The 26647-nt window shown below is 68.0% G+C and carries 29 protein-coding genes; 14 read left to right on the forward strand and 15 right to left on the reverse strand.

All coding sequences use genetic code 11. From position 1 onward, the window contains the following. Positions 1–16: 16 nt before the first annotated feature. Positions 17–2554, reverse strand: coding sequence for a methyl-accepting chemotaxis protein (locus AC5P66_RS13360; protein ID WP_495216423.1), 2538 nt, complete (start codon positions 2552–2554; stop codon positions 17–19). 203 nt (positions 2555–2757) lie between these two features. Here AC5P66_RS13360 and AC5P66_RS13365 point away from each other — a divergent pair, with 203 nt between their 5' ends. Next, a complete protein-coding gene (locus AC5P66_RS13365; RefSeq protein WP_134709471.1) occupies positions 2758–3597 on the forward strand; it encodes an arylamine N-acetyltransferase family protein in 840 nt (279 codons plus the stop codon). Between the two features lie 65 nt (positions 3598–3662). Here the strand turns inward: AC5P66_RS13365 and AC5P66_RS13370 are convergent, their stop codons facing one another. Continuing rightward, positions 3663–4034 carry a VOC family protein gene (locus AC5P66_RS13370; protein ID WP_099494878.1) on the reverse strand — a complete coding sequence of 124 codons (372 nt, stop codon included), beginning with the start codon at positions 4032–4034 and terminating at the stop codon, positions 3663–3665. Positions 4035–4116: 82 nt separating this feature from the next. On the opposite strand from AC5P66_RS13370, the gene AC5P66_RS13375 reads away from it, so the two are divergent. Next, positions 4117–4833 (forward strand): ABC transporter substrate-binding protein, encoded by a 717-nt coding sequence (locus AC5P66_RS13375; RefSeq protein ID WP_099494877.1) that lies wholly within the window; start codon positions 4117–4119, stop codon positions 4831–4833. Here the strand turns inward: AC5P66_RS13375 and AC5P66_RS13380 are convergent. Continuing rightward, positions 4817–5728, reverse strand: a complete 912-nt coding sequence (locus AC5P66_RS13380; RefSeq protein WP_032954576.1) for a LysR substrate-binding domain-containing protein — start codon at positions 5726–5728, stop codon at positions 4817–4819. The genes AC5P66_RS13375 and AC5P66_RS13380 overlap by 17 nt on opposite strands. Before the next feature lie 98 nt (positions 5729–5826). On the opposite strand from AC5P66_RS13380, the gene AC5P66_RS13385 reads away from it, so the two are divergent. Then, a complete protein-coding gene (locus tag AC5P66_RS13385; protein WP_199161074.1) occupies positions 5827–5970 on the forward strand; it encodes a hypothetical protein in 144 nt (47 codons plus the stop codon). A 7-nt stretch (positions 5971–5977) separates the two neighbouring features. On the opposite strand, the gene AC5P66_RS13390 is transcribed toward AC5P66_RS13385, so the two are convergent. Further along, entirely contained in the window at positions 5978–6544 is a 567-nt protein-coding gene (locus tag AC5P66_RS13390; RefSeq protein ID WP_099494876.1) for a GIY-YIG nuclease family protein, read from the reverse strand. A 133-nt stretch (positions 6545–6677) separates the two neighbouring features. On the opposite strand from AC5P66_RS13390, the gene AC5P66_RS13395 reads away from it, so the two are divergent. After that, positions 6678–7460, forward strand: a complete 783-nt coding sequence (locus AC5P66_RS13395; RefSeq protein WP_099494875.1) for a D-alanyl-D-alanine carboxypeptidase family protein — start codon at positions 6678–6680, stop codon at positions 7458–7460. Between the two features lie 13 nt (positions 7461–7473). Here AC5P66_RS13395 and AC5P66_RS13400 read toward each other — a convergent pair whose 3' ends face one another. Next, positions 7474–8067 carry a TetR/AcrR family transcriptional regulator gene (locus AC5P66_RS13400; RefSeq protein ID WP_049440925.1) on the reverse strand — a complete coding sequence of 198 codons (594 nt, stop codon included), beginning with the start codon at positions 8065–8067 and terminating at the stop codon, positions 7474–7476. Positions 8068–8083: 16 nt separating this feature from the next. Next, positions 8084–8680, reverse strand: a complete 597-nt coding sequence (locus AC5P66_RS13405) for an NAD(P)H-dependent oxidoreductase (protein ID WP_049412945.1) — start codon at positions 8678–8680, stop codon at positions 8084–8086. Between the two features lie 125 nt (positions 8681–8805). Here AC5P66_RS13405 and AC5P66_RS13410 point away from each other — a divergent pair, with 125 nt between their 5' ends. Further along, positions 8806–9333, forward strand: a complete 528-nt coding sequence (locus AC5P66_RS13410; RefSeq protein ID WP_049412944.1) for a hypothetical protein — start codon at positions 8806–8808, stop codon at positions 9331–9333. Positions 9334–9366: 33 nt separating this feature from the next. Here the strand turns inward: AC5P66_RS13410 and AC5P66_RS13415 are convergent, their stop codons facing one another. Further along, positions 9367–10194 (reverse strand): isocitrate lyase/PEP mutase family protein, encoded by an 828-nt coding sequence (locus tag AC5P66_RS13415; RefSeq protein ID WP_099494874.1) that lies wholly within the window; start codon positions 10192–10194, stop codon positions 9367–9369. 165 nt (positions 10195–10359) lie between these two features. Between AC5P66_RS13415 and AC5P66_RS13420 the strand changes: the two genes are divergently transcribed. The 4 genes from AC5P66_RS13420 (at position 10360) to accC (ending at position 13738) form a co-directional block, all read left to right on the forward strand. Then, positions 10360–11085, forward strand: coding sequence for a DOPA 4,5-dioxygenase family protein (locus AC5P66_RS13420; protein ID WP_049412940.1), 726 nt, complete (start codon positions 10360–10362; stop codon positions 11083–11085). A gap of 293 nt (positions 11086–11378) precedes the next feature. Beyond that, positions 11379–11822 (forward strand): type II 3-dehydroquinate dehydratase, encoded by a 444-nt coding sequence (gene aroQ / locus AC5P66_RS13425; RefSeq protein ID WP_005419695.1) that lies wholly within the window; start codon positions 11379–11381, stop codon positions 11820–11822. A gap of 58 nt (positions 11823–11880) precedes the next feature. Continuing rightward, positions 11881–12360 carry an acetyl-CoA carboxylase biotin carboxyl carrier protein gene (gene accB, locus AC5P66_RS13430; RefSeq protein WP_019660824.1) on the forward strand — a complete coding sequence of 160 codons (480 nt, stop codon included), beginning with the start codon at positions 11881–11883 and terminating at the stop codon, positions 12358–12360. 10 nt (positions 12361–12370) lie between these two features. Continuing rightward, on the forward strand, positions 12371–13738 hold the full coding sequence (gene accC, locus AC5P66_RS13435) for an acetyl-CoA carboxylase biotin carboxylase subunit (RefSeq protein WP_049412937.1): 1368 nt from the start codon (positions 12371–12373) through the stop codon (positions 13736–13738). Positions 13739–13868: 130 nt separating this feature from the next. On the opposite strand, the gene AC5P66_RS13440 is transcribed toward accC, so the two are convergent. Then, complete coding sequence (locus AC5P66_RS13440; protein WP_049412934.1) at positions 13869–14243, reverse strand: hypothetical protein; 375 nt, start codon at positions 14241–14243, stop codon at positions 13869–13871. Further along, a complete protein-coding gene (locus AC5P66_RS13445; RefSeq protein ID WP_049412932.1) occupies positions 14240–15205 on the reverse strand; it encodes a hypothetical protein in 966 nt (321 codons plus the stop codon). The genes AC5P66_RS13440 and AC5P66_RS13445 overlap by 4 nt, the downstream gene beginning before the upstream one ends. 164 nt (positions 15206–15369) lie before the next feature. Here AC5P66_RS13445 and prmA point away from each other — a divergent pair, with 164 nt between their 5' ends. The 3 genes from prmA to fis all read left to right on the forward strand — a co-directional run bounded on the left by prmA (position 15370) and on the right by fis (position 17491). Further along, positions 15370–16290, forward strand: a complete 921-nt coding sequence (gene prmA / locus AC5P66_RS13450; protein ID WP_049440916.1) for a 50S ribosomal protein L11 methyltransferase — start codon at positions 15370–15372, stop codon at positions 16288–16290. 42 nt (positions 16291–16332) lie between these two features. Beyond that, entirely contained in the window at positions 16333–17100 is a 768-nt protein-coding gene (locus AC5P66_RS13455) for a DUF3426 domain-containing protein (RefSeq protein ID WP_099485495.1), read from the forward strand. A 115-nt stretch (positions 17101–17215) separates the two neighbouring features. Then, on the forward strand, positions 17216–17491 hold the full coding sequence (gene fis / locus AC5P66_RS13460) for a DNA-binding transcriptional regulator Fis (RefSeq protein ID WP_005419706.1): 276 nt from the start codon (positions 17216–17218) through the stop codon (positions 17489–17491). A 126-nt stretch (positions 17492–17617) separates the two neighbouring features. Here fis and AC5P66_RS13465 read toward each other — a convergent pair whose 3' ends face one another. From AC5P66_RS13465 to AC5P66_RS13490, 6 genes are read right to left on the reverse strand one after another with little or no spacing between them, the layout of a single operon-like run. Beyond that, a complete protein-coding gene (locus AC5P66_RS13465; protein ID WP_049412928.1) occupies positions 17618–18613 on the reverse strand; it encodes a phosphatidate cytidylyltransferase in 996 nt (331 codons plus the stop codon). Next, on the reverse strand, positions 18610–19239 hold the full coding sequence (locus AC5P66_RS13470; RefSeq protein WP_005419712.1) for a lysophospholipid acyltransferase family protein: 630 nt from the start codon (positions 19237–19239) through the stop codon (positions 18610–18612). The genes AC5P66_RS13465 and AC5P66_RS13470 overlap by 4 nt, the downstream gene beginning before the upstream one ends. Positions 19240–19252: 13 nt before the next feature. Then, positions 19253–19690, reverse strand: coding sequence for a hypothetical protein (locus AC5P66_RS13475; RefSeq protein WP_049412926.1), 438 nt, complete (start codon positions 19688–19690; stop codon positions 19253–19255). After that, entirely contained in the window at positions 19687–21015 is a 1329-nt protein-coding gene (locus AC5P66_RS13480; RefSeq protein ID WP_099494873.1) for a phosphatase PAP2/dual specificity phosphatase family protein, read from the reverse strand. The genes AC5P66_RS13475 and AC5P66_RS13480 overlap by 4 nt, the downstream gene beginning before the upstream one ends. Further along, complete coding sequence (locus tag AC5P66_RS13485) at positions 21015–22766, reverse strand: bifunctional alpha/beta hydrolase/class I SAM-dependent methyltransferase (protein ID WP_100478835.1); 1752 nt, start codon at positions 22764–22766, stop codon at positions 21015–21017. Before AC5P66_RS13485 ends, AC5P66_RS13480 begins: the two co-directional genes overlap by 1 nt. Before the next feature lie 34 nt (positions 22767–22800). Next, positions 22801–23418, reverse strand: a complete 618-nt coding sequence (locus AC5P66_RS13490) for a CDP-alcohol phosphatidyltransferase family protein (RefSeq protein WP_099485488.1) — start codon at positions 23416–23418, stop codon at positions 22801–22803. A 213-nt stretch (positions 23419–23631) separates the two neighbouring features. Between AC5P66_RS13490 and purH the strand changes: the two genes are divergently transcribed. Both purH and purD read left to right on the forward strand, forming a co-directional pair. After that, a complete protein-coding gene (gene purH, locus AC5P66_RS13495) occupies positions 23632–25215 on the forward strand; it encodes a bifunctional phosphoribosylaminoimidazolecarboxamide formyltransferase/IMP cyclohydrolase (protein ID WP_099495605.1) in 1584 nt (527 codons plus the stop codon). Between the two features lie 61 nt (positions 25216–25276). After that, positions 25277–26560, forward strand: a complete 1284-nt coding sequence (gene purD, locus AC5P66_RS13500; RefSeq protein WP_099495604.1) for a phosphoribosylamine--glycine ligase — start codon at positions 25277–25279, stop codon at positions 26558–26560. Positions 26561–26647 lie beyond the last annotated feature (87 nt).

A 26647-nucleotide genomic window follows, 5' to 3' on the forward strand; every position in this document is an offset into this window, starting at 1 on the left:
GCCCACGCTCGGCTGACTAGGCCGCCGCGCGCGACTGAGGTGTCGATTGCAACCGGAACGCGCCCACCGCTTCAGCCAGGGCACGCACCTGGACCTGCATCTGCGCCGTGGAGGCACCGGCCTCTTCCACCAGGCTGGCGTTGCGTTGGGTGCTGGCTTCCATCTGCACGATGGTCTGGTTCACCTGTGCGATGCCGGCATGCTGGTCCTGCGACGCACTGCGGATACCCGCCAGCAGGTCGGCCAGCTGCTGCACGCTGCCGACGATCTCGCCCATCGTGGTGCCGGCCTGTTCGGCCTGCTGGTTGCCCTGTCCCACACGCGCCACCGAATCCTCGATCAGGCCCTTGATCTGCTTGGCCGCCTCTGCGCTGCGTTGTGCAAGCAGGCGCACTTCCGCGGCCACCACGGCGAAACTGCGGCCCTGCTCACCGGCACGCGCCGCTTCCACCGCAGCATTCAGCGCGAGGATGTTGGTCTGGAAGGCGATGCCGTCGATCAGCTGGGTAATGTCGCCGATCCGCCGCGACGCCTCGCTGATGCGCTGCATGGTCGCCACCACCTGGCCGACGGCCTCGCCACCGCGCTGCGCCACCGCAGCCGCACCCTTGACCAGCGCGTCGGCACGGCCTGCGGCATCAGCATTGCGACCGACCGTATCGGTCAGTTCGTGCATGGAAGCGGCGGTCTCTTCCAGGTTGGCGGCCTGCTGCTCGGTGCGCTGTGACAGATCTTGATGACCGGCAACGATCTCGCCAACGCCACTATCGAGACGGGAGGTGGCGTGCTGGATGCGGGTGACGATGCGGCCCAGCTGCGCGACCGTCGCGTTGGCATCATCGCGCATGCGCGCGAACACGCCCTGCAGCTCCCCCTCCATGCGCACGCTGAGGTCACCACGGGCCAGCGCGGCCAGCAATGCCTGCAGGTCGCCGAGGTTGGTTTCAAACGTCGCCAGCAGGCGGTTGATGCTGGTCGACAACGTGCGCACGAAGCCCTGCTTGCCGTCCAGCGTGATGCGACCGTGCAGGTCGCCGTGTGCTGCAGCATCGACCAGGGCAGCGACCTCGGTTTCCAGCAGGGTCTCCAACGCACGACTACGCCATTCCACCGCTACGCCGAGGAATTGCCCTTCGTCGATGACGGGGTTGGCAATCAGCTGGTAGCGCGTGCCGGCATGGCCGATCTCGCGCTCTTCGCGCTGGCGCACGCCGGTCAGGCTGGCCAACGCCGGATGCAGGCGTACCGCGTCGCTGCCCACCAGATCCTGGTCCCGGAGGTCCAGCTGCTCCAGCAGAGCCGGATTGGCATACGCCACCAGGCCTTCTGCATCGATCACCATCAAACCGGTCTGCGCACTGTCCAATGCCTGGCGCACCCGGGTGTTGCCGCGCGCCACGGCACGCTCGGTCTCGATACGCGCGCGCAGGCGCTGCTGCATGTCGACCAGGCGCTGGGCCAGCTGGCCGATCTCGTCGTTGGCGTTGTAGACGCGCAGGGTGGTGTCCAGGCGGTCGTCAGCGATGTCGCTGGCGAAGCGCAGGGTGTCATGGATCGGCTGGCGCACTGCACGCAGCACCAGCACGAGGCTGGTGATCAGCACACCGGCGACCAGCAGCACGGTCAATGCAAACAGCACGCTCATGGTGCGCGCACCAGCCTGCTGGCGGGCCTGGGCACGGGCCAGTGCCGCGACCTGTGCCTGCTGGAATGCGGCCAGCGCAGGCGCTACACCCGCAGCGGCATCCAGCAGCGACTGCGCTTCCACATCCAGGCCGACACGGGCAGCGGTATACCCAAGCAACGCGGCCTGATACGCCTCCATTCCGGTGCGCAGGGTGTCCTGCGCATCCGCGGGCAGGCCCGCCAGCGCGAGATCGAACGGCAGCTTTTCTTCGCTGGCGCGGTCGGCGTGGGTGGAGTCACCGTCGAGCAGCAGCAGCGCCTCCTGCCGACGCATCTTCTGCAGGGACAACGCCAGCGCATCCCGCTGCTGCGCATCCACCTGCCCCTGCAGCGTGTCTGCAGCCTGTTGCAGCTGCGCGGCGAGGCCGGCCTCACCACGGCCCATCTCGTCGACCCGTTCGAACAGGGCGGCCACACCCTGCGAGAACGCGCCTGCAGCTTCGGTCAGCGCTTGCAGGGCCTTGCGCCGGCCGGCATCCATCGGCATCGCGCGCAGCACCTGCAGGTCGCTCTGCAGCGCTTCCTGCACGGCCAGCAGCTGGTCGCGATCGGCATCGTCGAAACTGCGTGCATACTGGATCTGCAGGCGGCGCGCTTCGGCCACCCGCGTGGCCAGGCGCGCGGCCAGATCACTGCCGCGCTGGTAGCTGGCCTGGCTGCGCGCAGCCTGCGTGTTGGCATGCCCGGTCCAGGCATAGACGGCGGCGATTGCGACCAGTCCCAAGCCACAGACCCACAAGGTCGCCTTGAGCTTGTTGGCTACGCTCAGCCGATGCGGTTGCAGCCACGGCAGCAGGCCGGAGGACGCCGGGCGCAGCGCCGCAAGCCGCGTGCGCAGGGACCGGAGGTGGAGGACAACGGCCGACATGACAGACTCCAGGCAGAAGGACGCACCTGTATCGGCCGGATTCAAGGCAACTTTAGAGCTTTCGTCGTCCTGGCCCAGCGATGACTGGCGGACGCGGCCTTTGTACCGGGTGCAGGCGACGCTGGCGTGACACGACCATCGCCCTTGACCTCAACCCCGGTTGGGGGAGCACAGTGGACGCCCCTCCCCGTTCCGGTGCCTCCATGACCACCCTCGATGTCCCCCGCTACCTGCAGCGCCTGCAGCTGGATGCACCGCCACCGCTGACCCTGGCCGGCCTGACCCTGCTGCAGCAGCGCCACAACGCAGTGCTGCCGTTCGAGACCCTCAGCTGCCTGCTGCGCGATGCGGTGCCGATCGACCTGGACAGCGTGCAGCGCAAGCTGCTGGACGAGCGCCGTGGCGGGTACTGCTTCGAACTCAATGGCGGCCTGCTGGCGCTGCTGCAGGCGTTGGGCTTCGATGCGCAGCCGTTGAGCGCCCGCGTGCTGCTGGCCGCCCAGGACGGCGAACTGACCGCACGTACCCATCTGCTGCTGCGCGTGCAGGTGGAGGGCGATGACTGGCTGGTGGATGCAGGTTTCGGCAGCCTGACCCCGACCATACCGCTGCGCCTGGATGATCCGCAGCCGCAGGCCACGCCACACGAGCGGTACCTGCTGCAGCGCCTGGCCGTTGACGGGGATTTCGTGCTGTCCGCCGAATCCGGCGACGGCTGGCGATCGATGTACCGTTTCGACCTGCACGTGCCCGCACCGATCGACAACGTGGTGGGCAACTGGTACGTGTGCACCCATCCCGACTCCAGCTTCCCTGGCCAACTGCGCGCGTCGCTGACCGGGCCGGACTGGCGACGCACCATCGGCAGCGGCAACTACACCGAGTACCGCCCCGGCCAGGTACCGGACAAGCGTCCGCTGCACGATGTTGCCGACGTGCGCGAGGTACTGCAGCAACGCTTCGGCATGCAGTTGCCCGAAGACCCGCGGCTTGACCCGGCGATCAATGACTGGCTGCAGCGCTCACGCGCCGCAACCTTGTAGCGCCGAGCCCATGCTCGGCTGAGCTTGGGCTGCTGGGTCAACAGCAGCCGAGCATGGGCGCGGCTCTACGCAACCGCGCGCGCCTGCAACGCAATCCGGTTGCCTTCACTGTCGCAGATCTCGGCCACGCGCCAGTCGCCCGCGTCGGCCGGTCCGAAGCGCAACGCAGCTCCCGCGCGCAGTGCACGCTCCAGGCTTACCTCCAGGTCATCGACGCCGATGTAGATGCGCGCACCCTGCTCGGAGGGCCGGTAGTCCGCGCCGTGCACCAGCGCCACACTGGCACCGGCGGCCGGATCGGAAAACGGCAGATAGGCCATCCGGCAGTCGTGCAGCACGATGGGTTGGCCCACCGCCACCTGCAGCCATTGCTGGTAGAACGCGATGGCCCGGGCCAGATCACGGACCGGTATCTCGACGTGCAGGATCGGATTCATGCGCGCAGGATAACCGGATACTGACACCCCCTTGCAGGGCAGCGCTGGCATGCTGGGTGCCCCTTTCCTCGCGGAGTCCTGCATGTCCCTGGCCGACCATCGACGTACGCTGGCACCGCATGGTTTCTTGCGCGTGGCGATCAACCTGGGCAACCCGGTGCTGGCGCACGGCGATGCGCACTCACCGCGCGGACCGTCAGTGGAGCTGGCCACGACATTGGCGCAGCGCCTGGGTGTGCAGGCACGCTTCACCTGTCACGATGCCGCGGCCTCGGTGGTCGCTGCGGGAGGCGAAGACGGCTGGGATCTGGCCTTCCTGGCCATCGATCCGGCACGCGCCGACCGCATCGCCTTCAGTGCTCCGTACGTGGAGATCGAAGGCACCTATCTGGTGCGCGACGATAGCCCTGCGCAGCAGGTGAACGACCTCGACCGCGAGGGGCTGCGCATCGCGGTGGGCCGCGGTGCAGCCTACGACCTGTTTCTCAGCCGTGAACTGCGCCACGCGATGATCGAGCGGGCTGAGACGTCGGCGGCGGCCATCACCCTGTTCGACCTGCAGCGCCTGGATGCCGCCGCCGGCGTGCGCCAGCCGCTGCAGGCATGGGCGCGGGCGCATCCCGGCCACCGCGTGCTTGCCGACCGTTTCACCGCGATCCAGCAGGCGGTGGCGGCGCCGGCGTCGCGCCCCGCCGACGCGCTGCAGGCGCTGTTCGAGGAAGTGGAGGCGATCAAGTCCGGCTCGCTGCTGGAGGAGGCGTTCGCGCGTGGCGGGCAGACGGTCACGCTGGTGCGATGAGTGTAGCGTCCGCCATGTGCCGGACGTGCTCGGCCGCCTGCGCGTGCAGCCAGTCGCGGAAGGCGAGAAAGCCGCGATGGCGGGCCGATCGCTGCGGGTAGACCAGCCAATGCGGCCAGGCGGTTTTCAGGCGCAGGTTGGACAGCGCCACCAGTTGCCCGGAATCCAGCAACAAGCGCGCCCGCGTCACCCGCCCAAGCGCCACGCCCACCCCGTCCAGCGCCGCACGGTGGTGTGCCTCCGAATCATCCAGCACCGCTACGAAGCGCGACGGCGGGGTCTGCCCGCTCAACGCGAACCAGGCACCCCACGCACCATCGGGGTCCCCCAGCAGCGGCCACTGGTTCAGTGGCACCCGGTCGATCCCTCCCATGCGTTCGATCAGCGCCGGGCTGGCCATCGGCAGCAGCCACTCGTCGAACAGCGGCTCAACCACCAGGCCCGGCCACTGCCCGCTGCCCAGCCGCAGCGCGGCGTCGAACTGGCGCTGCCGCTCGAAATCAATCAGGCGCTCGCTCGACTGCAGGTTGATCTCGATCTGTGGGTGCTCGGCCACGAAATGACCCAGGCGCGGCACCAGCCATGCCGACGCCATCGACGGCACCGCACTGATCGTCAGCACGTGCTCGGCGCGGGCCGCATAGGGCTGGAAGGCTTCGTTGATCGCATCCAGATGCGGGCCGACCTGGTCGAGCAGGCGCTGCCCCTCCAGGGTGAGGGCGACGCCACGCGGTTGGCGGACCAGCAGTGGCTGCCCGAGCCGCTCTTCCAACTGGCGCATCTGATGGCTGAGCGCACTGACGGTCAGGTTCATCGACGCCGCTGCCCGTGACAGGTTGCCCAGCCGCGCGGCGGCCACGAAACCCTGCAGGGCATGAAGGGGTGGACGGGACATCAGGCTTGAATTCCTCTCAAGGCATGCTTGCGGAAATGTCGCTTTTTGCGCGCCCATGCTGCCCGTATCGTGCAATCCACTCAAGTGGAGGCACGCTCATGAACATCTTCGGCAGCCTGTTGTTCCTGCACGGCCATGTGGCCAACGCCGAGCTGGCACGCCAGCTGGCCAGCCCGTCCACCACCTCCCCTGCGTGCGCGGCGCGACCGGCCACGCCGGTTCAGCAGCCGGGGACCCGTTGAACGCGGCTCAACCTGTGTACCAGCGTTGGACGTGTTCAGGCAGCCATGGCATTGGATCGATATCCAGTGTCCGGCAACCGTCGAGGGTGTCACGCAGCACGCCCTCACCGGGGCCACCTGGAATCCGCAGGCCTTCCTCTTCCGGAAGCTGCACCACAGCCCAGTCGTGCAGCCGGTCCATGCGCAGGCGCAGCGCAGCCTGCAGCCATGCCTTCAGCGGGTAACAGCGATAGCCCTGTTCGCCCAACGCATCAACCGCGAGCGACAACGCCTGGTTGGCGCCACGTACCCACTCGGTGTGGCCTCCGGCCTTGTCCTGGACCGTCATCGGTGCCGGTGCGCGGTGCGCCTTGAACGGCGAACGCAGCTGCAGCTCCAGATCACGTGCATCGCGCTCGCTCTCTGCTTCCACCAGCGCACCGGCATCGAGGTCGAAGAACTCGAACCAGCGCCGGTGCAATGCGCTGATGCGTCCGAGCGGATCACGTGAGAAGCCGATCTTCGCGTAGTCCTCCCACGCACAAGGGAAGACGTAGGTGAAGACACGACCGTCGATGCGGATATCCGATTGCATGTGCGCAGGCTGCCTCCACCTCAGCCCGGGCGCAACCGGGCGCTACCGTGCGCGCTGCAGCGCTCCGGCAGTGCGGCTTCGTGCAGCCGGCACCAACTATTCTTGCTGACTGTCGCTGCCATCTCCGCCCGCCATGCCGTCTGCTGCGCCCGCCCCCCTACCGATTTCGTCCATCACCCTGGAAGCGGCGACCTCCGCGGTGATCCACCAGCACAACGCTGAAACCGCGCGGCAACCGGCATCGCTGACCAAGCTGATGACCGCCTACGCCGCCTATGCGTGCGTCGAAGAGAACGGACGCACGTGGGACGACCCGGTCACCATCGCCGCCGACGATGTGCATGCCGTGGCCGATGATGAAACGCGCATGGGCCTGGTGCCCGGCGAGACAATCACCCTGGCACGCCTGCTGGAAGGGTTGATGGTGGTTTCCGGCAATGACGCTGCATTGGCGATCGCGCGCCACCTGGACGGATCGCAGGCGGCATTCCTGGAGCGCATGAACCGGCACGCACGCCAGCTCGGGCTGCGCAGCACCTGGTTTGCCAGCGTGTCCGGCATCACCACACCGCACCACGTCTCCAGCGCGCGCGACATGGCGGCGCTGGCCGCCCGCCTGCTGAACGATCATCCGCAGATCCTGGCGATCACCGCGCAGCGCGCGTTCGCCCATGGCAGCTTCAACCGCAGCAACCAGAACGCCCTGCTCGGCGAAGACGGCGTGGACGGCTTGAAGACCGGCTACACCCAGGCCGCAGGCTTCTGCCTGGCCGCCACCGCGTGCCGGGCAGTGCCCGGGCGGGACCAGCCGGTACGCCTGATCACCGTGGTACTGGGCTCTGCAAGCCGCGACGCGCGCGACGCACTGGTGCGCGACCAGCTGGCCGCGGGATTCGCCGCCCTGGCCGGCGGCTGACCGCTCGTGCGGCTCAGCGCCGCTTGACCGTCGCCACGATCAGCCGCTGCAGCTCGGCCACGGCACCGGCCCTGTCCAGCGCGCCGGCAGCCACGCCCTCTGAAAGGGCTTCAGCCGCACCGAGGATGGCCCAGCGCCCCGCCAGCGACACCGTGCCGTCGGCGGCGAACGGGCCCAGCCAGACCTGGCAGTTGTCGATGAAATCCTGCTGGTAGCGCCGCCGCACCTCATACAGTTCCGGCGCCCCCACCAGCGCGGCGAGGATGCCTTGCACTTCACTGCCCTGGCTGAGGACGCAGTCGATGTAGCCGGAGGCGATGGCCGCCGCCCGATCGACCAGTTGCGCCCGGGCGCGGCCGATGCGCTCGTGGAAGACCACGGTCTGGCGTCCGTCATAGTCATCGTAGAGTGCCGCCAGCAAGCCATTGCGGGTCACGAAGTGATCGTAGGCCACAGGCTTGGTCACGCCCGCCGCCTCGGCCAGCCGCCCCAGCGTCAACGCGCCGGTACCTTCTCCGCGGACCAGTGCCCAGGCCACATCCAGCAACTGGCGGGTGCGTTGCTCCCGGGTCATTCGGCGGCGCGTGGGGGTGGCGTTGGCGGGCATCGGCGGAGCACGGCGATCAGCGCATCGGAACACCGATTTTACGGCCGATCGCCAGCGCGGTCTGCAGGTGCGCTTCAGCGGCACCGGTATCGGCGTCCAACAGCAGGTCGGACGACAGCACGCGTGCGCCGCAATAGTCGAAGATGCCCATGTCGATCTGCGTCCTCATCGCCGCGTCGTAGCCACGACGTTCGACCATGGCTGCATCGGCGCCGCCCAAGCCGACCAGATGCACATTCAGGCGCTGCAGCTTCTTCACCAGCCTGCCCTGCGCATCCTGTGCGTAGGCCCAGTCGTTGGTGAACACACGGTCGATCCAGCCTTTCAGCAGTGCCGGGAACGACCACCAGTACAACGGGAACACCAGCACCAGCGTATCGGTGGCATCCAGCCGCGCGTGTTCGGCGGCGACATCGGCGGGTACCGCGCCGGTGCTGCGGAACAACGCCTGGTCCCGCGGGTTGAAGCGCGGATCGAAGCCTTCGGCCATCAGGTCGGCATAGGCCACGGTGTTGCCGGCGTCGGCCGCGGCAATGGCATCACCGATGCGACGCGCCATCGCGTGGGTCAGCGAACCGGGCTCAGGGTGGGCGATGACAATGAGGCTGTGCATGGGGATCTCCAGGAATCAATACTTACCGATAGTAAGTAGCGATTCCGGGGAAAGCAGCGCCACCGGTGGGACGCTGTTTTCGCGTCCAACGTATAGTGCAGCGATGCCCTGTGGGACACCCGGACATGGATCGACGCCTGCCCCTGACGATACTGACGCTGCTGCTGTCGCTGCCATCCGCCTTCGCGGGTGACCTCAGTCCCAGTGACGCGAAGGCCCTGCGCGAAGATGTGCGCGCCCTGATGACTGCCTACGCCCGCGGCGATGCGGACTTCCTCATCGAGCGCACGCATCCCAGCCTCAAGCGGCTGGCCGGCGGCGATGAGGCCTTCCAGGCGATCACCCGCGATGCGTTGAAGACGCAGCACAGCACCGGCGTGGTGGTCATCAGCGAAGACGTCGGTGTGCCGACCCGGACCTATGCGGCCGGGGAGGAAGAAGTCTGCTTCGTGCCACGCCAATCCCTGGTACGGGTGCGTGAAACCCCGATGCGCAGCACCACGTTCATGGTGGCCGTGCGCCGCATTGGCGGTTCCGGGTGGACGTATCTGGACGGCACGGGGCTGCAGGACAATCCACGCCTGCTTCGCCAACTGCTGCCAGCGCTGGAACCCGGCGTGATCCTGCCCAAGCGGGAGATCGAGGCGTTGTAGTTGCCGGCCCTTCCCGCCATGCAGGGCGCGGGTCTAATGGAACAACGCATTCAGGGCAGCCCCGGACGCCGCCTGCTGCAGGCCATCGAAGCGTCCGTCCTGCACGATCGGCTGGGTCGCCTGCATCAGTCCACCCCACGCGGCACGCGCCAGCGCACCGCCCAGGCTGACCCGGCGAACGCCAAGTGCGGCGATGTCCTGCAGGCTCAGTGCTGTGGGTCCACCGACCAGCAGGTTCACTGGCTTCGAGCCCGCAGCGGCGACCACCGCACTGATCTGCTCGTGCGTACTGATGCCCGGTGCGTACAGCACATCGGCACCGGCCTCGGCGTAGGCACGCAGGCGCCGCAGGGTGTCCTGCATATCCGGTACGCCCACGAAGAAATTCTCCGCTCGCCCGACCAGCAGCACGTCGCCGCCCGCGCGGTCGATGGCCGCACGTGCCGCGCGCAACCGCTCGACCGCCTGGTCGATGGGCCTCAGTGGTGCATCGGCCAGGCCGCTGGCGTCCTCGATCGACAACGCCGCAATGCCGGTATCGAGCGCCGCGGCCACCGCCTCCTCCACCGCCTGTGGCGTAGCGCCGAAGCCATCACCGAAGTCGGCATTCAATGGCAACGGGGTCGCCGCCGCCATCAGTCGCAGGTGCTCCAGCGTGGCCTGCAGCGATACCGCGCCGTCCGGCCGCCCCTCACTCCAGGCGCAGCCGGCACTGGTCGTGGCCAGGGCCTGGAACCCCTGCCGTTGCAGATAGCGCGCACTGCCGGCGTCCCACGGGTTGGGCAGCACGAAGCATCCTGCTGCATGCAGCTGGCGGAAGCTGGCGCGCTTGCGCAGGGTGTCGGCATCAGGCGAGGCCATGGCGGGCTCCGGGGCGGCAGACCTGCACCCTAGCCCGCCGTTCGGTCGCGCTCAAGGCGACGAAGGCAGCCGTGCATGAAGTGATGCCGGCTGCTTATTGGACGCCACTGGCGACCCTGCCCGAGCGTGGTTGCCTGCCCACACAATGCCTTCACGGAGCCCCTCATGCACCCGGACCCGCAGCCCCTCATCGACGCAGGCGACGATGACGCCCACTGGGCCGACCTGCTCTCGCCCGCACGGCGCCGCCTGATCGCCTCGGCGGGGCTGGCCGCCGGCGGCCTGGCCAGCGCCTCCACCGCCGCCGCCGCGCGCGTCGGCAGCGCCGTGAACACCACCGAACCCGGGCGACCCGGCTTCCGCGCCATCGTTCCGCCAGCAGCGAAGGGCCGCAGCCCCTGGGGTCAGGCCACCGCCAGCGAACCGACCCCGCGCCCGGCCAGCGTGCGCCCCGGCGAGGCCACGTTGCCCACCGCCCCGCGCGCCTACACCGACATCAAGAGCTACCACGCACATATCTATTTCGACGAGGACAGCTTCGAGAAGGCAGCCCTGCTGCGGCGCTGGGCCGCCGAGCGCTTCCCGGTGGAGCTGGGCAACTGGAACCTGGAGCCGCGTGGCCCGCACGTCACGCCCTCCTTCTACTTCGGCTTCACCAACGACCTGCTGCCAGTGCTGGTGCCCTGGCTGCAGCTCAACAGCCTGGGGCTGACCATCCTGATCCACCCCAATACCGGCGACGGTCGCGCCGATCACCTGTACTACGCGTTGTGGGTGAACCGCGCGCAGCCGGTGAACGCCTACAACTGGCCGGCGCCGCAACCGGGGGAACAGGAGCCGTTGGAGGAGGTATTCCCGAACGTGGTGCCCACGGTACCGTTGGAGACCTGAGCGATCAGCTGCCACGCAACTCCCTGGTGAGGGCACAGCGTGCTGCGCCCTACGCTTCCTCCTCCACGCAGGGTGTGGCTCTGCCGATGAGCGGCCCGGGCGTGATCGTCGGCCTACGTGCCCGCATCCACCGCCTGCACGACGTTCAGCGCGCCTTGATCCGGCGTCCGCCATACGGCCACAAGCCCTCCGGCACATTTCAAACATACGATTGAAACGCTGCAAACTTCGCCGAACTGGACAGCATCCAACGGTTCCGCCAGACTGCCGCCCTTTCCCGTCTTCCGGATCCCATGGCGAAGCTGCTGGTCCTGCACGGCCCCAACCTCAACCTGCTCGGCACCCGCGAGCCGGAGGTGTACGGCCACACCACGCTGGCCGACATCGACCAGGCCCTGGCCGCGCAGGCATCGGCTGCCGGGCACGCCGTGGAGAGCCTGCAGTCCAATGCCGAGCATGTGCTGGTCGACCGCGTGCAGGCTGCGCGCAACGACGGAACCGCTTTCATCCTGATCAACCCCGCCGCCTTCACCCACACCTCGGTGGCCCTGCGCGATGCGCTGGCAGCGGTGGCGGTGCCGTTCATCGAGATCCACCTGTCCAACCCGCATACCCGCGAACCCTTCCGCCAGCACAGCTTCTTCAGCGACAAGGCGGTGGGCGTGGTGTGTGGCTTCGGTGCCGACAGCTACCGCTACGCGATGGACGCGGCGCTGCTGCGCGTATCCGCCACCTGATTGTCGACCCGAGCGCTCACGGCGCTCTCCTCACCTAGAAGAAACCAAAGAGGCCCTCATGGATCTGCGCAAAATCAAGAAGCTGATCGACCTGCTGGAAGAGTCGAACCTGGCTGAAATCGAAATCAAGGAAGGCGAAGAGTCGGTGCGCCTGTCGCGCGCTCCGGTCGCTGGTTATGCCGCGCCGGTCGCTGCCCCGGTGTACGCCGCCCCGGCCGCTCCGGCGGCGCAGGCCATGCCGATGCAGTCGCCGACCGAAGCCTCCACCGGCGGCACCGCCAAGCCGGGCCCGGCGCTGCCGGAAGGCCATGTGCTGCGCTCGCCGATGGTCGGCACCTTCTATGCCTCGTCCGCGCCGGACAAGCCGGCCTTCGTCACCGTGGGCCAGCAGGTCAAGGAAGGCGAGACCCTGGCCATCATCGAAGCGATGAAGATGTTCAACCCGATCGAAGCCGACACGTCCGGCACCATCGTCGCCATCCTCGGCGAGAACGGCCAGCCGGTGGAATTCGACCAGCCGCTGTTCGTGATCGGCTGAGGGGCGCGCCATGCTCGACAAAGTCGTCATCGCCAACCGAGGGGAGATCGCGCTGCGCATCCTGCGCGCGTGCCACACCCTCGGCATCCGCACGGTGGCCGTGCATTCCACGGTCGACCGCAACCTCAAGCACGTGGCCATGGCCGACGAGTCGGTCTGCATCGGTCCGGCGCCGTCGCCGCAGAGCTACCTCAACATCCCGGCACTGATCGCCGCCGCTGAAGTCACCGACGCTCAGGCCATCCACCCGGGCTACGGCTTCCTGTCGGAGAACGCCGACTTCGCCGAGCGCGTGGAAGAGTCGGGCTTCATCTTCATCGGCCCCAAGGCTGACACCATCCGCATGATGGGTGACAAGGTCGAAGCCATCCGCGCGATGAAGGCCGCCGGCGTGCCGTGCGTGCCCGGTTCGGGCGGCCCGCTGGGCGAGGACATCGTCGCCAACACCAAGATCGCCCGTGAGATCGGTTATCCGGTCATCATCAAGGCGGCCGGCGGTGGCGGTGGCCGTGGCATGCGCGTCGTGCACGCCGAAGCCTCGCTGAAGACCTCGATCGAAACCACCAAGAGCGAGGCCAAGGCCGCGTTCGGCAATGGCGAGGTCTACATGGAGAAGTTTCTGGAGAACCCGCGCCACGTGGAGATCCAGGTGCTGGCTGACGGCCAGGGCAACGCCATCCACCTCGGTGAACGCGACTGCTCGATGCAGCGCCGCCACCAGAAGGTGGTGGAAGAAGCACCGGCACCGGGCATCACCGCCGAACAGCGTGAGCAGATCGGCAAGGTGTGCACCGAAGCCTGCATCCGCATCGGCTACCGCGGCGCGGGCACGTTCGAGTTCCTGTACGAGGACGGCCGCTTCTACTTCATCGAAATGAACACCCGCATCCAGGTGGAACATCCGGTCACCGAAATGGTCACCGGCATCGACCTGGTGGCCGAGCAGCTGAAGATCGCCGCTGGCCAGAAGCTGTCGATCAAGCAGAGCGACGTGGTGCTGACCGGCCATGCCATCGAGTGCCGCATCAACGCCGAAGATGCTGAGACCTTCGTGCCGAGCCCGGGCACCATCACCGGCTTCCATCCGCCGGGCGGCCCCGGCGTGCGCGTGGATACCCACATCTACAGTGGCTATCGCGTGCCGTCCAACTACGACTCGATGATCGGCAAGCTGATCGTGCACGGACCGGACCGCGAAACCGCCATCGCCCGCATGCGGGTGGCGCTGAGCGAGATGGTGGTCGATGGCATCAAGACCAACATCGCCCTGCAGCAGCGGATCATGCGTGACAAGGGCTTCCAGGCCGGTGGCCAGAACATCCACTACCTGGAAAAGCGCCTTGCCGAGCGCAAGAACAAGCCGATCGCGCTGACCTGATCGGCGCCAGGCACTGGACATGAAAAGGGCGGGGAAATCCCCGCCCTTTTTTTGTTGCTGTAGAGCCGAGCCCATGCTCGGCTTGCCGCAACGCACAGCCGAGCGTGGGCTCGGCTCTACAGCCGGCGCATCAGCGCTTGCTGGCCGCTTCGGCCGGAATCTGCGAATTGGCCAGCGGCCGCACGCCATTGGGCGAGGTCGGATCGACGATCACCATGGTCTCGGTCGAGCCATCCGGCCACACTACCTGGAAGGTGCTGCCGGCCGGCAGTGAAGCGAACGGCATGCCCGTCTGCGCGCGATAGACCGCAGCGACCTGGCTGGCGCCGGCGCGGCGCACGTCTTCCTGCGCCTTCACCGTGGTCAGTTCCACCTTCGACAGATGCCGGTACCGATCTTCGTAGGTATCGATCATCAGCAGGCCGACCGCACCGGCAGAGTAGGCCACGAACAGCGCCACCCAGAACCAGAACTTGGCCCCATGCAGGAATCGACGGTAATTCATCGCCCGTCCCTCTTTCCAATCAATCGCTTGATCCATTCCTTCATTTTCCCAGCACCTTGCCGCGATACCGCAGCGTCATACACGAAATCCCGGAAATCCTGCGCTCCATCCTGCGAACAGATCCCTCCGTTCGCACAAAAACTGTTGACCAGCACGCTGTCCGCTCCACACGGTAGACCGAGTTCGCAGGCCGCAAGCCGCCATGCAAGCTCACTGAGCTGTTCGCCCGCCACCAGGCCGTCAAGTGCGCTGTCACCGGCGGCACGCACGCCCATGCCCGGCGCGATCGCCATATAGGCCTCCGGGTCACGCGAAGTGCGCACGCGCTCGACCAGGTCACGGCGGTACTCGGCGCTGTCATGCAACGGCTCGCCCTCGGCGAACAGCGATGCTTCCGCGGCCAGGTTGCCCTGCGCGGCCGCCTTGCGGCGCTCGGCCAGCACCAGTGCCGCGCCCAGCTTGTCGCCCGGGACGAAACCGCCGCACCGCTGCGCCACGCGCTCGCGCGCCTCGATCATCGCCGGCGCCGCAGTCAGGCCCAACCCGCTCAGTACGTTGTTGTCCAGGCGGTAGCCACCCGGATCGAGCGCGTACTGCGCGCAATAGTCATACACGCGGCTGAGCATCCAGCGCGCTTCATGGTTACCTGTATCGGCCTGCACGCGCAGGCGCTGGGCGTAGGCATACAGATCGCTGGCGTCTTCGATGTCGGCGCGGAGGTCCAGCGGCAGGCCCGACGGCAGCATGTTGCCGCGCTCGACGGTAGCCAGCCGGCGCGCCAGGGCTTCCGGCACCACCGGCAACGCCACTGCGCTGTCGCGGCCGGCCACGACGGTCGGCAGGTCCGGCGACGCTGATGTCACGCCCGCCGCATGGCCACTGGCCCGGTACCCGGCCACGCCCAGCACGGCCACCGCCGGCAGCACGAGCAACCAGGTTTTCAGGGTCGGGGCGAAGGCCATCGGCGGCGGTGAGCGTTCACGGCGCACAGGAAAGTCCCGAGTTTAGCAAGGCCCGGCGGGCCTGTCTGAACTGCCCCCGTTCATCTCAAGGCGGCATCTCAGGCAATACGGAGACGCCCCGATGGTCTAGCATGGCCCCCTTTCCCGTGATTGCCCCCACCGCCATGCCGTTCCTGGAACTGACCCTGCGCTGCACCGAAGCCACCCAGCCCCGCTATGAGAATGCGCTGGAGGACGTCGGCGCACTGGCCGTGACCCTGCTCGATGCCGAAGCCGACACCAGCAACGAACAGGCCATCCTCGAACCCGGCGTGGGTGAAACGCCGCTGTGGGACACCCTGGTGCTGAGCGCACTGTTCCCCGCCGACAGCAATGCGCTGTTGCTGCTGGCCGCCCTGGAATCGTTCGATCCGGAACTGGACTGGAGCAACGGCAGCTTCCGCGCCGTCGAGGATGAAGACTGGGAACGCGCCTGGCTGGACCAGTTCCAGCCGATGGATTTCGGCAGCCGTACCTGGATCGTGCCGTGGAACCATGAACTGCCGGACGCCGCGCAGGCCGCCGATGCCGCCGTGGTGCGGCTGGACCCGGGCCTGGCCTTCGGCTCGGGCACCCATCCGACCACCGCCCTGTGCCTGCGCTGGCTGGACCAGCTGGCCGTGGACGGCCAGTTGCAGGGCCAGCGCGTGCTCGACTTCGGCTGCGGCTCGGGCATCCTCGCCCTGGCCGCGCTGAAGCTGGGTGCCGCCGAAGCGATCGGCGTGGACAACGATCCACAGGCACTGGTCGCCACCGCCGACAATGCCGAGCGCAACGGCGAGCAGGCGCGCATGCACGTGTACCTGCCGCAGGACGAACCGGTCGCCACCTACCCGATCGTGGTCGCCAACATCCTTGCCTCGGCACTGGACGCGTTGGCCGAGCTGCTGGCCGCGCGCGTCGCTGCCGGCGGCCGCATCGCCCTGTCCGGCATCCTGCAGGGCCAGGAAGGCGAACTGCTGCAGCGCTACGCCGCATGGTTCGACGACCTGCAGGCGACCCAGGATGGCGACTGGATGCGCATCACCGGCATACGCCGCGCCTGATCGTGATTGAATGACCGCTGGATCCGAGCCCGCACCCTGAGCATGTCCGAGCCGAACCCGCCGCGCCGCCCCTTGGCCACCTTCCTGCGCCCCGCGTCGGAAGGCGAGGCTGCACCTGCGACCGATTCACGCACGCCCGACCCGGTGATGCATGACATCCCGCCAGCCCAAGCCCGCAGCCCCCTCGAAGCGGCGCTGCCACCGATGGCGGAAACGCGACAGAGCGATGACATCGTCAACCTCGACGAAGCGGCCGTGATCGAACCCGTCCTTGCCGCTCCGGTCCCGCAGGCCGTGGCCGGAGATGCACCCAGTTTCCTGGGCACCTCGCGGCCACGCGCACTGCCGACGCCACGCTGGCACTGGGGGCTGGTCGCCGGACTGGCACTGCTGCTGGTCCTGCAGAGCGTGCTGGCCGATCGAGCGCGACTGGCCGCCGACGCGGGCAACCGCGCCTGGCTGGGCGCACTGTGCGGCGTACTGCGCTGCAGCCTGCCGGCCTGGCATGAACCCACCGCGTTCACCATGACCAGCCGCGAGATCCGCCCCCTGCCAGGCCAGGCCGGCGTACTGCAGGTGCAGGCCAGCATCCGCAACGATGCGCGCTGGGCACAGGCCTGGCCGGATCTGCGCCTGTCGCTGTCCGATGCCGATGGCCGGTTGATCGGCAGCGGCGTGTTCGCACCGGCGCAGTACCTCGGCGAGAACCCCGGCGCGGCCGTGCTGGAACCGGGCCAGAGTGCACGCATTGCGTTCCGCGTGCAGGAACCCGCCGCATCCACCGTCGCATTCACCTTCGACTTCCTCTGAGCAGGATAGAGGCGACCAGCCGTGGCAGGTCGGGCACGCTCGCGCTAGACTGGCCGCCACCACCTCGTCCGGCCGCGCGCTCCGCGCGCACGGGCCAACCGAATCGGGAACCCCCTTGAACGCTGTCCTCTCTCGTCCTGACAACAGTCGTGGCGCTCCCCGGCCACCGCTGCGTGAACACGTCGCCCAGTCCGTGCGCCGCTACCTGCGTGACCTTGATGGCTGCGACGCGGACGATGTCTACGAGATCGTCCTGCGTGAGATGGAAATCCCGCTGTTCGTGGAAGTGCTCAACCACTGCGAAGGCAACCAGAGCCGCGCCGCAGCGATGCTGGGCATCCACCGCGCCACCCTGCGCAAGAAGCTGAAGGAATACGGCATCAGCGCGTAAGCGTGCGTGGGTAGTGCCGGCCGCTGGCCGGCAACCCCATGAACGATGGCAGGAAGTTGCAGTTGCCGGCCAGCGGCCGGCACTACCCGTGGACCCACGCCATGCGTGGATGGAAGCCCGGCAGAATCACCCGCCTCCGCCGGCCTTCCAGTAGTACCTCACCACATGGAAGAACACGGGCGCGGCGAAGCACACCGAATCCAGCCGGTCGAGCATGCCGCCATGGCCCTCGATCATGTGGCCCCAGTCCTTGATGCCACGGTCGCGCTTGATCGCCGACATCACCAGCCCCCCCCAGAACCCCATCAGGTTGATCAGCAGCGACAGGCCGAACGCCTGCAGCGGCGTGAACGGCGTGATCCACCACAGCGCCGCTCCCAGCGCGCTGGCACTCAGCACGCCACCCACGAAGCCCTCCACCGTCTTCGACGGCGACAGCTTCGGCGCGACCAGACGCCTGCCCAGCAGCTTGCCCCAGATGTACTGCAGCACGTCCGAGGACTGCACCACGATCACCAGGAAGGCGAACAGCAGCACGTTGCGCGACGGGTCATGGCCCGGCACGTGCAGGTTCAGCAGCAGCGGCACGTGCGAGATGCAGAACACGCAGATCATCAGCCCCCACTGCACCTTCGCGGTGCGCTCCAGGTAGTGCGTGGTGTCACCACCGATGGTCGACAGGATCGGCAGGAACAGGAACGCGTAGACCGGAATCAGCAGCGTGTACATGCCGTACCAGTCGATCCACACCAGGTAGTACTGCCACGGCAGCACGATGTAGAACGCGGCCAGCAGCGCGTAGTAGTCGCCCGAGCGGGTCGGTGCCAGAGTAATGAACTCGCGCAGCGCGAACAGCGAGATGATCGCAAACAGTACGATCACCCCGGCGCGACCGAAGAACAGCGCCAGCCCGACCACGATCGCCATCACCCACCAGGCGCGGATGCGCGACACCAGGTTGGCGATGACCGCACTGGGCTGCCCACGCTGCCGCCAGCGCAGGGTCTCGGCCACCAGCGTGGCCAGCACCAGCACCGCGCCGACGCCGGCAAACAGCAGGCCGGTCTGCTGGCCCACGCTGCGCGCGGCCAGGTCACCGGACACGTCCATCAGATAGCTCATGCGCGCCCTCCATTCGGCGCCAGGTCCAGCAGCGCCTGCCGGCTGCGGGCCAGGAATGCAGCCTTGTCCTCGTCGGCCTGCAGCCGCAGCGGCGTACCGAAAGTGGCCGTGCACAGCAGCGGCAGCGGCAGGAACCGGCCCTTGGGCATCACCCGCTTCAGGTTGTCGATCCACACCGGCACGAACTCCAGCTCCGGCCGTTGCCGCGCCAGATGGTAGATGCCGCTCTTGAACGGCAGCAGTGGCTCATCGCCCACATTGCGCGTGCCTTCCGGGAACAGGATCAGCGAGCACTCTTCGTCCACCGCATCGCGCAGCACCTGCAACGGGTCCTGCTGGCGATGGCCGGCCTCGCGCTCGACCAGCACGCCGTTGAACACCGCATCGATCAGGTAGCGGCGCAGGCCGTCGCGTTGCCAGTACTCGGCAGCAGCCACCGGGCGCACCTGGCGCCGCAACGCCGGTGGCATCGACGACCAGATCAGCACGAAGTCACCATGGCTGGCGTGGTTGCCGTAGTACACGCGGCGCTCGCTGGACGGCGCACAGCCGATCCACAGCGCACGGGCGCCGGTCACCACGTGGATCGCGCCACTGCAGGCGCGTGCAATCAATTCGGCGAACATCGGTCCCTCCGGTTCACGTCTGCGGCCACAACACGGCGATTACCAGCAGTGCAAACTGCACGGCCGTCAGCAGGTACTGCCGCAACAGCAGGCGGCGCATACCGGCCCAGCGCAGGTCCCAGCCGCGCAGCGGCGCGTCGGGCTGTGCGCGGCGCAGGCCACTGTCGTGCAGCAGCTGGTCGGTACGGCGCGCAGCGGCTTCGCCGTCCAGGCCTTCATCGCGCAGCAGTTGCAGCAGGCCGGCGTCCAGCCCGACCCGCCATGCGTGGTAAGCCTGTGTGATGCCCGCGGCAATGCTGAGCAGCAACAGGCCGGCGGCGATCATCGCCAGCCCCGCTTCGATGCCCAGCAGCAGCAGCGCCACCAGCAGCAGCCCCAGCGACAGCAGCGCGGGCCAGCGTCCCTGGCGCAGCAGCAGTTGCATGGTCGCCAGATCGGGAACCGGACTCATGCGCCTGCCCCCGCCGCATCAGCAATGGCGCGCAGATGTGCCGGGCCCAGCACGATGCCGGGGCGTGCAGCGCGCACGATCGCCACCGCCGCTTCGGCATCGGCGGCACGCCCACTGCGCAGCAGCCAGGCGGCAACACCGGCGGCACTGCGTGAGTAACCCAATGCGCAGCACACCAGCAGCGGCCCCTGTACCCGCAGTCGCTCAATGGCCTCGGCCGCCTCGCGCAGCTGGTGCGGCGTGGGCACCACCAGGTCCAGCATCGGCACGCTGGCGTACGCCGCGCCCGGCGCGCGGCAGGACAGCTCGGCACAGGCATCGACCACGCCCACCAGCGGTGCTGGCAACGCCGCGCGGGGAATACGCCCCAGCCACACGCCATCCGTCACCGGCACCGGCTGCGGCGCACGCCGCGTCCACAGCCGCGAATTGATCCAGGCCGCGCCCAGGTACGGCGCCAGCAGCCAGCGTGCCGCCATGCTCAGGCGACCATCGGCGCGCTTCTGGAACACCGCCGTACCCAGCCCGGCATAGGCCAGCGCCACCAGCAGCAGCGACACCACCGGCCACAGCAGCCACAACGCCGTACCCCGCAGCAGAACCACCGGCACCAGCAGCACAGCGGCCCCCAGCAGGTACAGCGCAGCCAATCGCCACCGCTTGGCATGCCGCGCGATGCGCCAGGCACGCAGCGGTGGCGTGCCCTGCTCCGGCCACAACCACACGCACAGCCAGCCGGCCAGCAGGCCGGTCGGGATGTCGATGAAATGATGCTGGAACGTGGTCAGCACCGAGACGCCGATCAGCAGCGCCCACACATGCAGTACCCAGCGCCAGGCACCGTGCAGGTACTGCGCGAACTTCACCCACAGCACGATCAGCAGCACGATGTGCAGCGATGGCGCCTGGTTGAACGGCTTGTCGAAACCCAGCAGCACATCGAACAGCCAACCGAACACGCCGCCGATCTCCGGCCGCTCGAAACTGAAGCGCAGCGGCCACAGCAGGAAGCAGCTCACCGCGATCAGCTGTGCACTGAACAGCCGCAATGCGTGCCGGTCCAGTTCGAGGCGCTGTCGGCACAGGAAGAACGAAACCGCGTAGAACAGGTCGATCGACCAGTACGGCACGATCGTCCATGGCACGAACGGAATCTGCGTTTCCCAGCCGAACGCCATCACCGGCAGTTCGGCGTGGCGGCCGGCCATCCAGTTGGCGAAGCCGTAGCTGGCAAAGAAGAACGGGCCCAGCAGGGCCAGCCACAGCAGCGCGCGCCGCCAGGGGCGCCCCGCCGTGGCAAGCGGAGTTGCAGCCAGCGTCGCCATCACGCGGTCCGGCGTGCCAGCGACACAGTGAAGATGCCGAAGTCATCGATGCGCTGCGCCACTTTCTCGAACCCGGCCAGGCGCACCAGTTCATCCATTTCCTGCTGGGTGCGGCGGCGCATCACCCATGCGGCGCCACCACGATGACTGGTCAGCGCGCGGGCGATGAACTCCAGCTGCGGGTGCCAGGGCTGGCCGGTGTAGGCCAGGTAGCCACCCACCGGCACCGTTGCGGCGATGCCCTGCAGCGAGCGCAGCACGGCGTCGTTGTCGGGGAACAGTTCGTACAGGCCCGATACCACCGCCAGCGTCGGCGCCGGGTCGACCTGCGCCAGCTGCACCGGATCGAACGCATCGCCCTGTTCGAAACGGGCGATGTCGGACGCACCGAGGCGCTCGATCAACGCCTGGCCCTGGGTCACGTTCAGACCGCTGAAGTCGCGCAGCACGATGTGCTCGGCGCGTTGCTCGCCCTGGCCCAGCGCTTCCAGTACATAACGGCCATGGCCAGCGGCCACGTCCAGCACGCGCACCGGCATGCCCTGCCCGCGCAGGCGCTGGGCGGCATCGCGCAGCAGTTCCTGCAGGTGCCGACCGCGAATGCGGATGCCGCGCCAGCCGATCGCATCCAGGTAGTTGCGGTCGACCAGGCGACCCAACGGGCCCTTGCCACGTGCTTCGTCGCGATAGATGTAGTCCAGCGTGCTGCCCGAATCGAAACCGGTCTGCAGGCCCAGTGCAATGCCCTCGGACAGTCTGCCGCCAAAGCGCAGGCCACCGCGCACCACGCGCCAGCGCAGATCGGCCAGGCTGTTGCGCTCGGGCGGCCAGGCCAGGATTTCAGACTCTTCAAATGTCGGCCCATGGCGGTGCGCATCGCGACGCGACAACTCGCGCAACGGCTCGGCGAAACGCGCCTGGATGAAGCGGCGGATGCGCGCCAGTGCCGGTGCCCGATCACGCTCGCCCAGCGTGTCGTGGAAGAAGCCCGGCAGATGCACGCGCTCCTTGATCGGGCTGGACAGGCGCTCGTAGAAGCGGTCCTGCGGGCCACGGTGGACGACGAAGTCCGAGCCGGACACCAGCAGCTGCACCGGCACGCTGATCGCCTGCGCATCGGCGACGATGCGATCGGCCGCCTCGTACAGGCCCAGCAGCACCCGCACCGAGATTGGCCGGGTGATCAGCGGATCGGTGCGGTAGCTCTCCACCCGCGCCGGATCGTGGGTCAGCCATTGCGGCTTGACGTAACTGTTGACGAAGAAGTTGCCGCGCAGCTTCTGCATCAATGCCAGGCCCGGGCGTGCGAACGGCACGTACAGCTTCACCTTGAACGCCGGGGAGGCCATCACCAGCGCACGCAGGCGTGGCGCGTAGTCGTGCACCCAAGTGGCGGCGACCACGGCGCCCACGCTCTGCGCGATCACCACGATGTCTTCCACCGCGATCCCATGCTCGGCGCCGATGTGGGCGATGAAGCTGTCCAGGTCGCGCACCAGCGCCGGAAAGCCCGGTGCATCGCCACGCGCGCCCGGCGAACGGCCATTGCCGCGCGCATCCCAGGCGAAGAAGGCGGTGTCAGGCAGGTCCAGCTCATCGACCAGATGGGTGACACGCCCGGAGTGCTCGTGCCCACGGTGCAGCAGCACGATGGCCCGGGTGGCCGGGGTGGCGGTGGTGCCCGCCCAGTACCGGTAGAACAGCGGTACCTGGTCGAAGCTGTGGAATTCCCGTTCCTGCGCCTGACGCATGCAATCTCCTGATTGTCTTTTTCTATCTGCTTGATTAATTTGGCGAAACTGCGGTTTCCCGCAGTCCGCGACGGACCCGGTTGATCATCGTCAGCACGCACAGCACCGCCATGGCCGCGGCCACGCCCGTGACCGTCATCGCGCCAACCCACTCAAACGCCAGCAGCAGGCCCAGCGCACCGATCACGAAGGCGCGGTCGCTCTTGCCCATCGGGCCGTCATAGCGGCGGCTGGCGCCGACCATCAGCCCCAGCACGCCGGCGTATTCGCTCAGCGCCGCGGTCCAGGCCAGCAGCCACAGCGCCTCCGGGCGCACGCCCGGCACGCTGAGCAGGCTCAGGTACAGCGCCGCATCGGCGATCACATCGCACAATTCGTTCAGATAGGCCCCCAGCCGCGACTGCTGGCCGAATTCGCGGGCCAGCATGCCGTCCACCGCGTTGAGCGCCATGCGCAGCAGCATCCACAGCGGCAGCAGCAGGTACAGCCATGGCTGCGCCGGCGCGCAGCACCAGACGGCGCCGGCCACCAGCAGCGAGACCACGGCAGCGGCCACGGTCACCGCATTGGCGGTGATCCCCATGCGGTACAGGCCGCGTACGGCCGGGCGCAGGAGGTCCTGAAAACGTCCCTTCAATGCATAGATCGACACGATCCGAACCCGCTGATCCTTGGCAGTTCCGGCACAGCCTACCCGATTGGGGCCGCGCGCCCCATCGAATTGATTGCCGCCCCCCCCCCCCCCGGCCAGACTGTGCCGAAGGCGGCCACAGGCCATCGGTGCGGGTTGATTGCCACCACCAGCGCCCGCCACCGGCCCCCACCGCCTACAATATCGGCCCCGCTCCGCTGCCGATTCTGTCCCATGACTGCTGATCTGTTGCCCGTCCGCCGGGCCCTCCTCTCCGTTTCCGACAAGACTGGTCTGGTCGAGCTGGCCACTGCGCTGGCGGCACGCGGCGTGGAGCTGCTGTCCACCGGCGGCACCGCCAAGGCGATCCGCGAGGCGGGCCTGGCAGTGAAGGACGTGGCCGAGGTCACCGGTTTCCCGGAAATGATGGACGGCCGGGTCAAGACCCTGCACCCGATGGTGCACGGCGGCCTGCTGGGCCGCTCCGGCCTGGATGACGCGGTGATGGCCGAGCACGGCATCGGCGCCATCGACCTGCTGGTGCTGAACCTGTACCCGTTCGAATCGGTCACCGCCAAGGCCGACTGCACCCTGGCCGACGCGGTCGAGAACATCGACATCGGCGGCCCGGCCATGCTGCGTTCGGCGGCCAAGAACTTCGCCCGCGTGGCAGTGGCCACCGACCCGTCGCAGTACCCCGAGCTGCTGGCCTCGCTGGAGGCCAACGACGGCCAGCTGTCGGCCGCCACCCGCTTCGCGTTCTCGGTGGCCGCGTTCAACCGCGTCGCCCAGTACGATGCGGCGATCAGCAACTATCTGTCGGCGGTCACCGCCACCGACGCCGCCGTGCCGGTGCGTGCCGAGTACCCGGCACAGATGAACTCCACCTTCGTGAAGGTGATGGACCTGCGCTACGGCGAGAACCCGCACCAGAGCGGCGCGTTCTACCGCGACCTGTACCCGGTGCCGGGCACGCTGGCCACCTTCCAGCAGCTGCAGGGCAAGGAACTGAGCTACAACAACCTGGCCGATGCCGACGCGGCGTGGGAATGCGTGCGCCAGTTCGATGCGCCGGCCTGCGTCATCGTCAAGCACGCCAACCCGTGTGGCGTGGCCGTCGGCGCCGGCAACGGCGATGCCTACGAGCTGGCCTACGCCACCGACCCGACCAGCGCCTTCGGCGGCATCATCGCCTTCAACACGCCGCTGGACGCCGCCACCGCCAAGGTGATCCTGGACCGCCAGTTCGTGGAAGTGCTGATTGCCCCGGACTACGAGCCGGCTGCGCTGGAATACGCGCAGAAGAAGGCCAACGTGCGCGTGCTGCGCATCCCGCATGGTGACGGCCTGAACAACTTCGACAGCAAGCGCGTCGGCTCGGGCCTGCTGCTGCAGTCCTCGGACAACCGCGGCATGACCCGCGACGAGCTGAAGGTGGTCAGCAAGCTGGCGCCGACCGACAAGCAGTTCACCGACCTGCTGTTCGCCTGGAAAGTTGCCAAGTTCGTGAAGTCCAACGCGATTGTGTACGCCAAGGACAACCGCACGATTGGCGTGGGCGCCGGCCAGATGAGCCGCGTGTACTCGGCGCGCATCGCCGGCATCAAGGCTGCCGATGCGAACCTGGTGGTCGAGGGTTCGGTGATGGCTTCCGATGCGTTCTTCCCGTTCCGGGACGGCATCGACGCCGCCGCTGCCGCCGGCATCAAGGCGGTCATCCAGCCGGGCGGTTCGATGCGCGATGCCGAAGTGATCGCCGCCGCCGACGAACATGGCCTGGCCATGGTGTTCACCGGCGTGCGCCACTTCCGCCACTGATCCGCATCACCAAGCCGGGCCCTGCCCGGCTTTTCTTTTCCGTATCCGAGAACCCTGTCCCATGAAGATCCTCGTCATCGGCTCCGGCGGCCGCGAACACGCCCTGGCATGGAAGCTGGCCCAGTCCTCCCGTGTCACCGACGTGATCGTGGCGCCCGGCAACGCCGGTACCGCCTGCGAAGACAAGTGCCGCAACGTGGCGGTGAAGGTGACCGATATCGACGGCCTGCTGGCGCTGGCCCAGGCTGAAGGCGTGGCGTTGACCGTGGTCGGCCCGGAAGTACCGCTCGTGGCCGGCGTGGTCGACCGCTTCCGCGCCGCCGGCCTGCGCATCTTCGGGCCGACCGCCGCCGCCGCGCAGCTGGAAGGCAGCAAGGCCTACGCCAAGGACTTCCTGGCCCGCCACAACATCCCCACCGCGTTCTATGCCGTGCACACCGACGTGGACGCTGCCCTGGCCTACATCCGCGAGAAGGGCGCACCGATCGTGGTCAAGGCCGATGGCCTGGCCGCCGGCAAGGGCGTGATCGTCGCAATGACGTTGGCCGAAGCCGAAGACGCAGTGCGTGACATGCTCTCCGGCAACGCGTTCGGCGATGCCGGCGCCCGCGTGGTGATCGAGGAATTCCTCGGCGGCGAGGAAGCCAGCTTCATTTCGATGGTGGACGGCGTGCATGCGCTGCCGATGGCCACCTCGCAGGACCACAAGCGCGTCGGCGACGGCGACACCGGCCCCAACACGGGTGGCATGGGCGCGTACTCGCCGGCGCCGGTAGTGACGCCGGAGGTGCATGCACGCGTGATGCGCGAAGTGGTGAACCCGACCGTGCAGGGCATGATCGCCGACGGCATCCCGTTCACCGGTTTCCTCTACGCCGGCCTGATGATCGATGCCAGCGGCGCGCCGAAGGTGATCGAATTCAACGTGCGCTTCGGCGATCCGGAAACCCAGCCGGTGATGCTGCGCCTGCAGTCGGACCTGGTCGAGCTGGTGGAAGCGGCGATTGATGGCCGCCTGGACCAGGTAGAAGCGCAGTGGGATGCGCGCCCGTCACTGGGCGTGGTACTGGCCGCGAAGCCCTACCCGGAAGCGCCGATCACCGGTGACGTGATTTCCGGCCTGGGCGACGTGCCAGCCAGCGCCAAGGTGTTCCATGCCGGTACGGCGTTGGATGCCCACGGCCAGGTGGTCAGTGCCGGCGGGCGCGTGCTGTGCGTGGCGGCACTGGGTGACAGCGTGCGTGATGCGCAGACGAAGGCCTATGCCGGCGTGGCCAAGGTCAGCTGGGCCAACGAATTCCACCGCAACGACATCGGCTGGCGCGCGATCGCGCGCGAGGGGTGAGGCGGGTGCGGCATCAGGGCATCCACGTGGCGTGGATGAGAACGCCGCAAAAAACAAAAAGGCCCGGCAATGCCGGGCCTTTCTTCA

The organism is Stenotrophomonas sp. YJH_SMC_122, from assembly GCF_059369535.1.